General features: G+C 60.8%; 11 protein-coding genes. 7 read left to right on the forward strand and 4 right to left on the reverse strand.

All coding sequences use genetic code 11. The features are described 5' to 3' along the window. Nucleotides 1-101: 101 nt before the first annotated feature. Nucleotides 102-941 carry a transporter substrate-binding domain-containing protein gene (locus FHX10_RS30640; RefSeq protein WP_132574779.1) on the reverse strand — a complete coding sequence of 280 codons (840 nt, stop codon included), beginning with the start codon at nucleotides 939-941 and terminating at the stop codon, nucleotides 102-104. 490 nt (nucleotides 942-1431) lie between these two features. After that, the gene (locus tag FHX10_RS30645) at nucleotides 1432-2856 is read right to left on the reverse strand and encodes an FAD/NAD(P)-binding protein (protein WP_246781271.1); all 1425 of its coding nucleotides are present in this window, start codon (nucleotides 2854-2856) and stop codon (nucleotides 1432-1434) included. Nucleotides 2857-3224: 368 nt separating this feature from the next. Between FHX10_RS30645 and cysE the strand changes: the two genes are divergently transcribed. From cysE to FHX10_RS30675, 6 genes are all read left to right on the forward strand, one after another. Continuing rightward, complete coding sequence (gene cysE / locus FHX10_RS30650; RefSeq protein WP_097543291.1) at nucleotides 3225-4073, forward strand: serine O-acetyltransferase; 849 nt, start codon at nucleotides 3225-3227, stop codon at nucleotides 4071-4073. Nucleotides 4074-4467: 394 nt separating this feature from the next. After that, nucleotides 4468-5379 (forward strand): protein-L-isoaspartate O-methyltransferase family protein, encoded by a 912-nt coding sequence (locus tag FHX10_RS30655; protein WP_063474017.1) that lies wholly within the window; start codon nucleotides 4468-4470, stop codon nucleotides 5377-5379. Nucleotides 5380-6423: 1044 nt separating this feature from the next. Further along, nucleotides 6424-6693, forward strand: coding sequence for a hypothetical protein (locus FHX10_RS30660; protein ID WP_125853677.1), 270 nt, complete (start codon nucleotides 6424-6426; stop codon nucleotides 6691-6693). A 41-nt stretch (nucleotides 6694-6734) separates the two neighbouring features. Then, entirely contained in the window at nucleotides 6735-7031 is a 297-nt protein-coding gene (locus tag FHX10_RS30665) for a hypothetical protein (protein ID WP_125853679.1), read from the forward strand. A gap of 1259 nt (nucleotides 7032-8290) precedes the next feature. Further along, nucleotides 8291-9370 (forward strand): YihY/virulence factor BrkB family protein, encoded by a 1080-nt coding sequence (locus FHX10_RS30670; protein ID WP_063474018.1) that lies wholly within the window; start codon nucleotides 8291-8293, stop codon nucleotides 9368-9370. Between the two features lie 73 nt (nucleotides 9371-9443). Then, nucleotides 9444-10727 carry a cystathionine gamma-synthase family protein gene (locus FHX10_RS30675; protein WP_063474019.1) on the forward strand — a complete coding sequence of 428 codons (1284 nt, stop codon included), beginning with the start codon at nucleotides 9444-9446 and terminating at the stop codon, nucleotides 10725-10727. A 49-nt stretch (nucleotides 10728-10776) separates the two neighbouring features. On the opposite strand, the gene FHX10_RS30680 is transcribed toward FHX10_RS30675, so the two are convergent. Together FHX10_RS30680 and FHX10_RS30685 are read right to left on the reverse strand one after the other, a co-directional pair. Continuing rightward, nucleotides 10777-11190, reverse strand: a complete 414-nt coding sequence (locus FHX10_RS30680; protein ID WP_063474020.1) for a cupin domain-containing protein — start codon at nucleotides 11188-11190, stop codon at nucleotides 10777-10779. Between the two features lie 43 nt (nucleotides 11191-11233). Further along, on the reverse strand, nucleotides 11234-11998 hold the full coding sequence (locus tag FHX10_RS30685) for an SDR family oxidoreductase (protein WP_063474021.1): 765 nt from the start codon (nucleotides 11996-11998) through the stop codon (nucleotides 11234-11236). Nucleotides 11999-12395: 397 nt separating this feature from the next. Between FHX10_RS30685 and FHX10_RS30690 the strand changes: the two genes are divergently transcribed. After that, nucleotides 12396-12854 carry a carboxymuconolactone decarboxylase family protein gene (locus FHX10_RS30690; protein WP_047616642.1) on the forward strand — a complete coding sequence of 153 codons (459 nt, stop codon included), beginning with the start codon at nucleotides 12396-12398 and terminating at the stop codon, nucleotides 12852-12854. Nucleotides 12855-12951: the final 97 nt, after the last annotated feature.

The raw sequence follows: 12951 nt of genomic DNA on the forward strand, positions 1-12951 counted from the left end.
ATCAGAGCGTGATGCCGAAAAGTGCGAACAGTTTTCGGACGACGTCACACTCTCACTCTTTAATCGAGCGGAGCGGGAGCAAGTCCCGCTCCGCATGGATGTTACTTGAACTCGACGGGAAAGCCGATCTGCGGCGGCGTCAGATCCTTGCCGAACCAGGTCTTGAAGGACTTGGCGTAAAAGTCGAACTCAACGCCGGTCATGGCTTCGTGCAGGGCGGTGTTGACGAAGTTCAGCCAATCCTGATCGCCGCGCTTGACGGCGCAGGCATAGGTCTGCGGGTTCCAGCCGTAGCCGGCATCCTTATAGCGGCCCGGATTCTGCGTCATGTACCAGGCGAGCGACGACTGGTCGGTGGCGACTGCATCGGCACGTCCCGACTCCAGCGCCTGGTAGATCAGGTCGACGGATTCGTACTGATCGACGGTCGCCTCCGGCAAGGCCGCATGCACCATGGCCTCGGCATAGACGTTCTGAAGGACGGAGATGGTGACGGAGGAGCCGGCGGCCTTGAGGGCGGCGTAATCGGCATACTTTCCGTCCGCTTTCAGCATCAGGCCCACGCCTTCGCGATAATAAGGAATGGTGAAGGCAACCTGCTGGGCGCGCTCGCCGGTAACGGTCATGAACTGGCAGGTGATGTCGACCTTGTCAGTGGTGATGTTCGGGATGCGGGCGTCGGAGGACTGGTTCACATAGTCGATCTTTTCAGGATCGCCGAAGAGGGCCTTGGCGATGATATGGCCCATGTCGACGTCGAAGCCCTGAAGCTTGTCGTCGGCGCTCTTGAAGTGCCAGGGCGCATTGGTGCTGCCCGTGCCGAGGACGAGGTGGCCGCGGGCCAGCACTTCATCGAGCTTGCTGCCTTCAGCCAGCGCAGGCGTGGACAACAGGGCGGCAGCGATCAGCGACAGCACGCCGGTGCGAAAGGAAATGGTCATGGCGTTCCCCTTAATGGATGTTTCCAGTTAATCCAATATACCGGACACATGTCTATTTTATTGGATGGACTTATCAAGTGCCATCAAGGAGAAATTGTCAATGGGGCATGCCGAAAAAACGCGCAGTGGCGCGCGTGGCGATTTTTTCGGCAGTGCAGCATTTCCCTCTTGTTTCAGAGGTTCACCGCCATGACCTTGCCGCCAGCGACTTGGCGGTCATTGGCGGGTTTCATTTTCGGGTTGAAGGAGGTCGAAGATGCAGCCCTTGGAGCCGGCGCCTCGCGATCCGGCTGCCTTGCGCCTTCTCGCCATATGGTCGCGGCTAGATCGAGCTGGCCCGGAGGCTCCCGCCCTTCCCCAATGAATCCACGCCGCTGCCGCTCGCAAGGCACGTTGATTTTGGAAAGATGCTGCCGAGCCGGAGGAATGTTATGAGCGCCGCCGAGTTCATCGAGATCGTCACGCGCTCTATGATGCCAATCGATACCAATTATGTCGGAGAGGATTTCCGCTCCAATCCGGAGCTGCCGCCGCTTGCGTCACCGACAGCCATCCAGGCATCGCGAACGGCCGTTTCGCCGATCCGGCTGTTGAGCAACGACGCAGCCGCATGGCTCTGCAAGACGATCTGAGGCACCAGATCGATATCCGGAAGGCTGCCCAGGCCGAGCGGCCCCATCGCAAACAGCCCGTGCAACGCGCTCGCCTTGGTCCGCCCGCATTCGTCAACGACGATACCGATCTCGAGTTCGTCCCGCGTTGCAAGGCCTGCAACGATAAGCGAGCGAACCAGCGGGCTATCGGTCCCGGACGGCCGGAACCGGCAGTCTATCGTCAGATCCGCGGGAAGGACCTCGAGCCCGGTCGGCGCTGAAAACAGCACGCCGTTGGTGGCGATGCAATTCACTTTGCCCTTCCTGACGGCGATCGCGCCGCTGGCGATCGCATGATGCAGGCGCTGATAGTGCTCCGGCGGCAAGCGGTTGCGATGGCTGTCGTAGATGGCCTTCACGTGGCGTTTGAACCGCGCTCGCTCTTCCGGCGTCAATCCCGCCCAAAGATCGCGCGCACGTGAACGAAAGCCGTTCATAATGCCTTGCCATCCCGAACCTTCCAGATCGGCTTTGCTGGCGGCCTCACGCAGGAAACGGAACGCGCCGCGCAGCGTCCGCGGCATGGGTTGGTCGGTGACAACAGCTCCGACGGCGGCGGGAGCATGCGACTGAGGCAGGAAGCCCGATTCCGAGATCAACGTGACATGGGAAATCTTGGCATCCGCCAGCAAGCCGAGCGCCCTGTCGACCGCGTGGATGCCGCCGCCGATCACGACGGCGCTTCGCACTCCGCCGGCAGGCGCCACGTCTGTATTGTCCCGCATGCCGTAACCGGTCGCGAGAAACACGGCATCGAAGCGGGTTCGTTGCTCTCCTCCAAGGCAAACGGAATATCCCCCGTCCAGATGCCTGTCGATCGCCGTGACCGCATCCGAGCCAAACTGGACGATCACATCAGGCCGAAGCGTCAGGGCTTCGGAAAAGCGTTTATACACATAGGTGCTGAAAATATCTCCGGGTACAAAGGCGTGTTCGAGACCGGCAGGATCCGAGATCAGGCGATCGCGCCATGTGTCATTCGTTTCCAGCCAGCGGCGAAAATCGTCCGGGAGTCCGGGATCGACGGAAAGGTCGCGAACGCGGCTGGTCAGCACCGTCGATGCGGGCTGACTGATGCCCTCGCCGATATCGATCTTCGCGCGCGGATCGAACATCACCAGATGGAAGGGCCGATCGACTCTCTTGAAAAGAGCGATTGCGGTCATGATCCCGGTAAAGCCCCGGCCGATGATCGCAATCCTTGCGAGATGGTCGGCATCTCGGCTCTCCGAATTCGAAGAACGTGACGAGAGAAGAGTCATTCATCGGCTCCTTCTGCGTTGGATCGCTCCGTTCGGTATCCATCAGAACCGACCGGCTGCATAATTCTCTACTAAAACCATAGAAATTTATATCCGGAACGCAAGCACTATTCGACTTCAAGTGATGACGGCCCGGCTTTGGCGTCTGGCGAGCCTTGGCTTTCTTGCGGCTGCTCGCTTCAAGCCTTCCGGAGCACCGGTGACGGGTGATGCGGCAACTTGGAAATAATTTCCCGTTTCTGACGAAAAAAGAGAGGAATTTTGGAGCTGCTGCGAAGATCCACGTAATTATAGACCATCTATCGAGGGCCGGATTCACCTAACCTCATGCCGGACGTCACGACGTTCGCCTGTAGAAGGAAGGTGCTATGACGGTTCCACTGGTCAGCTTGAGCAATCTGTCGACCGAGCCATCCCCCTCGCCTCAGGTTGCCGCCATATGGGAGGCTCTTTGCGCGGAGGCCGTCAATGCTTCGGCCAAGGATGCAGCACTCACGCGCGCCATGAATTCCGCCGTGCTTTATCATGCGAGTTTCGCCCAGGCGCTGGCCCAGCGGGTCGCGATCAAACTGGCCAATCACGACCTCGACCATGACGAGCTGCTGGCGGTGATTGCCCAGGCGTTCATCGGCAATCGCAATATTGTCGCCGATGCCGCGGCGGACCTGACGGCAATCAAGGAGCGTGATCCGTCGAACACGGAAATCCTGACGCCATTCCTGTATTTCAAAGGCTTTGTGGCTCTGCAGGGCCAACGCGTTGCCCACTGGCTATGGCACCATGACCGCCTCCATTTGGCGCGCCATATTCAAAGCCGCATTTCCGAAGTTTTCGGCGTCGACATTCATCCCGCCGCAAAGATGGGCCGGAGCATCATGCTCGATCATGGGAGCGGCCTGGTCATCGGCGAGACGGCTGTCGTCGAAGACGATGTATCGATCCTCCAGAACGTCACATTGGGAGGAACGGGTAAGGAAACCGGTGACCGGCACCCGAAGGTGCGGCGCGGCGCTCTGATCGGAGCGGGAGCCAAGATCCTCGGCAATATCGAAATTGGCATCGGCGCCAAGGTGGGTGCAGGCAGCGTGGTCGTGAATGCCGTTGCCGATTACACATCGGTCGCAGGCATTCCGGCAAAGCAGGTGGGCAGGCGTCACTTCAACCTGCCGGGTATCACCATGGACCAAACCGTGTCCGAACCGGAGTATATGATCTAAGGGCGCGGTGCGGATATACGCTGTCCTGGATCGAGCATCCCTACTGCGCGGCGGTCCGAAAGGGATTCGACGGGAGATCGCGAAGGCGGAGGTCCCAAAGGGCATCGGCCGTCATTGTCTCCCCTGCCCCGGATTGACCGATAAATAAAAGCGCAGAGCGACTATCAACCGCATTGTCTCTACGGCCAGTTCGGCGACGGCGCATAAATATCCCGCATCTCTGCAGTTCACTGAAAATATAATTAATTTATCGGTATAATGAACGTAATTAGCCAATTAGTTCCGCTACTGCGGAATGGGATGGAAGTGCCTCCCTCACGCTATAGCTAGGGGTCCAATACCGCTAGTGATGGATCTGGCGCCGCAAAGACGTAAAACAGAACAGATCGGAGCCATGTCCGGAGATTTGCCCATGCCCAGTGCAATGTTCACGGCCGACGACCTTGCGGTGATCCGCCGCGCTTATGCCCATCAGGTGGCGGCGACCGCCGGGATGACGAACCCGCGGATCGAAGCTGCCTTTGCCGCTGTGCCACGCGAGAAATTTCTCGGTGCTCCGCCATGGCAGATCGCCAATCTGGGTGGCGGATATCGCCCCCTCCCCTCCTCCGATTTGGTTCTGGCCTATCAGGATGTGTTATTCGCCCTGCAGCCCGACAAGGGCGTCAACAACGGCAGTCCCTCACTGCATGCCCGGCTCCTGGGCGAACTCGACGTCAAGGTCGGTGATCGTATCGTCCATATCGGTGCCGGCACCGGTTATTATAGCGCCATCCTCGCGGAGCTGGTCGGTGCTGCCGGTCATGTCTATGCCGTCGAGATGGACGCCGATCTGGCCGGCCACGCTCAAACGGCGCTTGCCGACCGAGCCAATGTCAGCGTCATCATCGCCGACGGCACTCAATGGCCGCAGCAAGAGGTGGATGCGATCTATGTGAATTTCGCCGTCACGCGTCCCGCGGCATCATGGATCGAAGGGCTGCGGCCCGGAGGGCGCCTAGTGCTGCCGCTTGGCGTGCCGCGCCAGGGCCGACCGTCGAATGGCGGCCGTCACGCATCCCACGGCGCCGCGCTTCGCATCGAGCGCGGCGAGAATGGATTTGCGGCGCGGTGGATCAGCACGGCTTATTTCGTCTGCGCCGAGGGCGGTTTGACGATCGACGAGAACGAAATCGAAGCGCTGACGGCCGCCTTCAAGCGCGGCGGTATCGAGTTCGTCAAAAGCCTGCTGTGGAAGGCGGATCCGCGTCTTGGACGCTGCTGGTATATCGGCGACCAATGGGCGCTTTGTTATGACGACGTTTGAAACATCCGTTCCGCCCGAGTCGACCGCTCCATCTTCGTGAGGAATGGGAGCGATGCAGCACATCGCCGTGCCGGGAGATAAACGCCCTCGATGCCGCCCTGCCCTTCGGCGGCGCAATCAGCCGGTCACACTTCTGGCCGGCAATGGTATCGCCACACCCAAACACTCTGCCCAGGACGGCATGGGTGATGACAAAGCTTGGAGTGCCGACGTCTGACTCACCCTCCCTAAGCTGAGTGCAGGCGCGTCACGGTCTCCCCTGCCCTGGCGCCGGAATGCTTGCCGGTGAGATTTTACTGCCGGTGCCTTTGAGATTGGCCAAGTGCGCCGAGGTGTCCGAGCCACGGCCGTGTCCGCGGAGGACGAAGCGGGATTGCTCTGGTCCGTATGGATCTGGATACGGCGCGTCCACGGACGAGCTGCTGGCCGATCCGAGCGCGCGCGGTCTCGCCGAGGCATTCGAGGCTCCTCTGGGAAGGCGGCGTTCAGATGCCAGTGAAGATCAGCAGGCGACGGGTACTAAGTCGCTTCCGCCGGCTTCACCGGTTCACGGCCTATCGCTTGAGGAGCGTCCACAAGAATGGAGAAATTGGGAAGCGTTGCTGACTGGCCGGCGACGGAAGGCGGCCAAAACGACAAAAGCCCGGCGCGGGAGAGATGCGCCGGGCTTCGATTGTGACCGACAGCCGGGGAGGAGAGATGCTGTCCGTCGGACCGAAGCTGCTCGGAGGGGTTAAGCGCTTCAGTCCGTCACGAGGTAGTGCCGCAATGCGGCAAATTCAAGCCTGGCGGTTGCGCCGCTCTTTATGTGGATCACGCTGCGGACGAAGGCGGTCGGGCAGGTGCAGCTTTTCTCGCAGGTGATGGGGCTGGCATGGTGTTGTCCGCGGACAACCAGCCGAGGTGCGATGCCGGAGGAAGGGCTGCGCTTCGCTGCGAGACGACGGAGGTCGGCTCGGTCCGGGGTGAAGCGATCGGTGAGAGCATCAGTGATCGCATTGCTGCGCCTCAAGCGCCGGGGTGCGCGAAGGTGAGGGCGGCTCGGTGGTCGACGATGACGATCCTCTCTTGGTCTGTCTTGGTTGGGCCTTTCGCTCGGTCGAGCGCGTGACCTTACGCATCGCCGTCCAGCTGATGGGTGCATTGATCGAATATTCGACAAGCGGTCGCCAAACTGACCACCTTACACTGGTCATTTGCGGCAGGGACCGGCCCATCGGCTTCCACCGCATGCGGATGCTGCCGCTGTCATCAAGCCACTTTCGCTTCGGCCTTGTTAATTGGTCCAGTGGCTTCCCACCGCGCGGTGGATGAGTTCGTTTCCGCCTCGTCGCTGAGCCAGCCGACGATCATCCGTGGAAGCTTTCGGCGAGAAAAATCACTACGCCGGCAACTGCGCGGCTTTTCGAATGGGCCGCATTCCGTCCCTTGTGGAACGAGCGGGCAGATCTGCCGGCTGGTCCGATCTTTACCAAATTCTTTGCGCACATTCACGAAGCTGTTCGACAAGGCGCCGCTCTGCGATGGCTGGCGGCGCCGCCACGGCGGTCATGGTGCTGCGCGTCCAGGATGCCGGCTGGCAAGGTGACATCAGGGGTATCTCGTCGGTCGCGCCATCAATTGCTGTGGGGCCGTTCGCGCAAATGATCTGATTGGAATCACGTTGATCATCCCGTTGTCCGCGGACAACGGGGTCCATCAGGCAGTTGTCCGGGCGCAGGGATTGCCGTCCCGCCATTGAGGCTGCCGTCTCGGTGTGATGCGGTCCAGCGGCGCAGCTGTCATCTGCAGTCGGGTCCTTATGTGATTGAGTGGAAGGATTGCGGGGCAGGGGATCGGCAGTTCGCGGATGAGACCTTCGTTAGCGCACATGAAGCTGCGGTGACGTTCAGCGATTTGCCCGCGGTGGCGAGCCGAATGCATGTGTGAAACGGCAGCCCCCGGTTCATTCTCGTGGGATAGGCATATGTGGCGCTAAGGCCGCGCCGCCATGGCAGATGGAGCAGCGCCCGACAGTGGTGCGCGTATTGATGGGGAAGTCCCTTGCTCTCAGGCAGTCTGGGGAAGACCTGCGTCAATCCCGGCCACTATACCTCGAGATGATCCTGCGCCGTGCGAAGGGGGTGCCCACGGGCGCCTGATACTGAACTGCCGGAGCAGCGCCGCCGGCGACGGTCGGGGCGCCGATGGCTGAATGAGGCCAGGCTGCGAACTGCTCGCCATCCTGAGTGGGCAGCTGGCTTCGCCTTCTTGCTGCGCAGATGCTTGCGTGTTCGTCGATCGCTGGGCGTATTCTGTCAATTGCCGACAATCTGGTACGCGACAACGAGGCCTTCAAGATCGTGTCCGTGAGCAGGCAGCGTCTCGGTCTCGACGACGCTTGGTCGTGAGCTGTGCCGGGGGAAAGCAATCGGTCGTGGATGCTCTGACCCGATATTTGTCGGGTGAAAACGCAAGCGGCTATTGCAGGCCATCGTCGCCGGCGCTATTCTTTTGCCAGGCTTGTGATCAACGCTTCATCTGCGGATGCCGGTCGCCGAAAGGTGCCGGAATCGGGATGGTGGCGAGTGGATTTTGGATCCAAATTGCGCTCCGGATGTGAGCCGAGCGCCAATCTATGGCCTCGTGGCCGCCAAGAAACCCTAGTTGGCAGCCCTTTCGGACAGGCAGCCGGCAACGCGGTAACGAAACCAAAGTCCGATTTTGCTTCCGTAGTCTTATGTGATTGAAGCGATATCAATGACTTATGGCTTTCCGAATTGCTCCCGCTTTCGTGTCCATTCCCCTGCAGCCTGACCCGCCTGGGAACAGACTGACGTCGCCCCCGCATCAAATGTCCGTAGGAAAGCAACGGCTTGCATCCTTTAGCGGCGGCCTGCGTTATGTCAGCACCAGACCGGAGAACATCCTCATGTCCGATGTGCTTCACCTCAAGAGGCTCTCCATTGCCGCGACAGTGATGGCCGCGGGGATCGGCGCGCTTGTCTTGATGCAGGCAAAAGAGCGCAGTTCGGTCGCCCCGTCTGCGAATACCGGCCACCGGGGTGACGATCATGGCCGCAGTGCCAGTGTGCCCGAGGCCATTCCTCTCAGCGGTCTGCGCGACGTGTTCTGGCGTGTCTTCCACGAAGTCCTCGCCGACCGAGTGACGTTGATTGCGGCGGGCGTGACCTTTTATCTGTTGCTGGCGCTGTTTCCAGCCATGGCGGCCTTGGTCTCTCTTTACGGGCTGGTTGCCGATCCGATCATCATATCCGAACACCTTCGCGAATTGGCCGCGCTTTTGCCGCCCGGCGCGTTCGATCTTCTTGCCGACCAGATCAAGGAACTGGTCAACCGGCGCGACGCCACGCTCGGCATGACCTTCTTCGTCGGTCTCGGCATCGCCCTGTGGAGCACGCATAGCGGCACGCTGGCGATCTTCGACGCGATGAACGTCGCCTATGAGGAGGAGGAGAAGCGGGGGCTTGTCCGGTTGAACCTGATAGGTCTCTGCTTCACCTTGTGCGCGATGCTTTTGATGGTGGTCATGGTGGCGCTCGTCGGGGTCATGCCGGTGGTCCTCTCCTATCTCTGGCTCGATCAATTCAAGGAGCATATGGCGCTTCTCATGCGATGGCCGCTGCTTCTGCTGGTCGTCGCGGTGGCGGTCACATCGGTCTACCGCTTCGGCCCCAGCCGCGAGCCTGCCACGCTCCGGTGGATGACGTGGGGCGCGGTTCTGACCACGGTCGCCTGGGCTGCCATGTCCCTCGGTTTCTCCTTCTATCTGGATCATTTTGCCAATTACAACGCGACATACGGCACGCTCGGCGCGCTGATCGGCTTCCTCATCTGGATCTGGCTTTCCGTCGTCATTCTTATCGTCGGAGGGGAGCTTAACGCCGAACTGGAGCATCAGACCGCAAAGGACACGACGACGGGCACGCCGCTGCCGATGGGAGCGCGTGGCGCCTATGTCGCGGACACTCTGGGCGAGACCATGAGCTGACCGCGATGATTGCTCCTCTCATATAGTTTTGATGTATTCTGCCGTTTCTGCAGTCCCGAAACAGGAGACGATGATGACCGCCCCGCATCCTTCCAAAACCCATATCGGCAATCATGCCTTGCATCCCGAAACACAGATGCTGAACTACGGCTACGATCCGGAACTCTCGGAAGGGGCGGTCAAGCCGCCGGTGTTCCTCACCTCCACCTTCGTGTTCAATACCGCGGAGGATGGCCGCGACTTCTTCGATTATGTGTCGGGCCGCCGCGAGCCGCCCGAGGGGAAAGGGGCCGGCCTCGTCTACTCGCGTTTCAACCATCCAAACAGCGAGATCGTCGAGGACAGGCTTGCCGTCTACGAACGGACGGAAAGCGGCGTGCTGTTTTCATCCGGCATGGCGGCGATCGCCACCACTCTGCTTGCCTTCGTCCGGCCTGGCGATGCGATCTTGCATTCGCAACCGCTCTATGGGGGAACGGAAACATTGCTGGCGAAGACCTTCCTCAACCTCGGCACCGCCGCCGTTGGATTTGCCGACGGCGTCAGCGAAGGATCGGTGCAGAAGGCGGCGGAAGAGGCGATGGGCAAAGGCCGCGTCTCCGTCATCCTGATTGAGACGCCTGCCAATCCGACCAACAGCCTGGTCGATGTCGCGATGATCCGGCGGGTGGCCGACATGATCGGTGCAAGACAGGGCCATATGCCGATCATCGTCTGCGACAATACCCTGCTCGGACCGGTCTTCCAGCGGCCGATCGAGCACGGCGCCGATATCTCGCTCTATTCGCTGACCAAATATGTCGGCGGTCATTCCGATCTGATCGCCGGCGCCGTTCTTGGTCGCAAGGCAGTGATCAAGCAGATCAAGGCCCTGCGCGGCGCGATCGGCACGCAGCTCGATCCACATTCCTGCTGGATGCTCGGCCGTTCGCTGGAGACGCTGCAGCTGCGCATGGAGCGGGCAAACAGCAACGCGCGGGCCGTTGCCGATTTTCTGCGTGATCATCCGAAGGTTGAGAGGGTCCACTACCTGCCCTACCACGATCCGGAATCGCCGGCCGGCCGGACCTTCAGGGCGCAATGCACCGGCGCCGGCTCCACCTTCTCTTTCGATATTCGCGGCGGTCAGCCCGCTTCGTTCAAATTCCTGAACGCGCTACAGATCTTCAAGCTCGCGGTCAGCCTCGGCGGCACGGAATCGCTTGCGAGCCATCCGGCCGCCATGACGCATTCCGGTGTGCCTGCCGATGTCCGCCAGCGCATCGGTGTGTTGGAATCGACGATCCGCCTGTCGATCGGCATCGAACATCCGGATGATCTGATTGCCGACCTGGAACTGGCGCTGCAGGCGGCCTGAGACACGGCGAGGAAGTGATGCCCGGCGCCGCCGGGCATCACGCATGGCGTCACTTGTCGTCGATCGTCAGCTCCGTCTCGTCGGTGTTCAGCACGAAGACCGCAAGCAGGCGCGCCGGCTTTGTCTTGCTGGCGTTTTTGCTGACGCTGTGATGATCGCCGGGAAATTCGGGAAAGCTTTCGCCGGCCTTGTAGACTTTTTCCGGCCCGTCATTCACCTTGCTGGTGATCGCTCCTTCGAGAACGGTGGCATAGATGAAGGCCGAAGCCGGATGCGTATGGCCGGGCGAGGAGCCGCCTGGCCCATATTCGACAAGCACCGCCCGCACGCTCTTGCCGGGAACATTGGGGAGCTTCTGGTCGTAAACGACGCTTACCTTCGCGTCGCCGCCTGCCGCGTGAGCCTGAGTGCCTGTGGTAAGGACAACGGCGAGCGCCGCCGCCGAGATCATTTTGGTGAGCATGTCTGGTCTCCTACGTTGATGGGAATGGGTCGGACGCCCGGTATCAGGCGCTCTTTTTCTGGGCCGGCTGACGGCTGAGCCAGTCGTCGAAGCGGATCCGGCCGAGCCGCGCCTTGGGGCCGGTCACGAGCGAATTGTCCTCGAGCTCCACGCCGAAGTAGCGGGCGTGCGGATCGGCGATCACCTGGCGCGGATCGTTCGTCGCCTTGAACAGACGCGTTACGATGTCGGTAAGGCGGATTTTCTCCGGCCCGCCGATTTCGATCGTGCCGTTGACAGGCGGGGCGAGCGCCACCTCGGCCATGACGTCGGCGACGTCGTCAGAGGCGATCGGCTGCAGATAGGCCGGCGACAGATGCGCCGCCTGGCCGACGGTGTTCGACTGAGCGATGCCAGCCATGAATTCATGGAACTGTGTGGAGTGCACGATGGTGTAGGGTAGCCCGGAGCTCTTGATCAGCTCTTCCTGGGCCATCTTGGCGCGCATATAGCCGCTGCCCTGCAGCCGTTCCATGCCGACGATCGACAGAGCGATGTGATGCTTCACGCCGGCAGCAGCCCCCGCCTTGAGCAGGTTGCGGCCCGAGGTCTGGAAGAATTCCAGAACGGCCTTGTCCTCGAAGGAGGGTGAATTTGCGAGATCGAGCACCACCTGTGCGCCTGCGAGCGCTTCCGTCAGGCCTTTGCCGGTGATCGTGTCGACGCCCGAATTCGGCGAAGCCGCCAACACCTCGTGCCCTTTGTTGCGCAATCTTTCCACGGTCTTCGAGCCGATCAGGCCGGTGCCGCCGATAACGACGATTTTCATGGGTAGTCTCCTTGTCCTTGGTGAGGATAATCCTCTGGTGACTTGAAGGTGAGCAGGCAGCTGCTCGGCGTGCCCACCGCGTCCTCGATGAGCGAAGCGACTTCGTCGGCGCCGTCGCACGCAAGATCTCCGGTGCGGCCGGTAAACCGATGGATTGGAGAATGCGCCTGATCGCAGTCCCAAACCATTCTCCCTCGGTCGCTGTCACCCTATGCGAACGCAGTAGGGCAGCTGGCTCTGCGGTCCATGCATCCGGCCGAAATGGAGGAACGTGTCACGTCGACAGGCATCGGCCGAACTTACCGTCGGGGCAGCTAGCCGACCTGGAGGGCAAGGCGTATTCACTGGCCTGCAAACCTTGGCTTGCACCATCAATCCTCTCACGATGGAGACAAGAATGATCAAGCGTCTGAACTTCATGGCTTATAGAAATAGCGGCATCGATGGTCTCGTGGCGGTTGAAGCCTGGATTGCCAAGAGCTTCGATCCGAAGTTGCTCGAGCTCGTCAAAGTGCGCGTGTCCCAAATGAACGGATGCGCTCACTGCCTGCATATGCACCGCCAAGACGCGCTGAAGCTCGGCGAAACGGACGACCGGCTGCTGCTTCTGAACGCCTGGCGGGAGTCGCAGCTCTTCACCACTCGGGAGCGGGCCGCGCTCGTCTGGGCCGAGGCTCTCACCGAGATCACCAAAAGCCATGCGCCGGATGATATTTATGAAGAGGCGCACGCCAACTTCTCGGATGACGAGTTTCTGGCGCTTTCGATCGGCGTCGCGATGATCAATGCCTGGAATAGGCTGGCGATCGGCTTCCGGCTTCAGCATCCGGCGGATCACAAACGCGCCGCCGCCTGATAGCAGCTGAACGACGAATGAGCCGGGCGAAAGACTTCGTCCGGCTATTTGACTGGTTTCTTTCCAGCTCGCCGGGATCTGCCGGAATAAAGTGATG

The sequence above is a fragment of the Rhizobium sp. BK591 genome, from assembly GCF_014195045.1.
Classification (GTDB): Bacteria; Pseudomonadota; Alphaproteobacteria; order Rhizobiales; family Rhizobiaceae; genus Rhizobium; species Rhizobium anhuiense.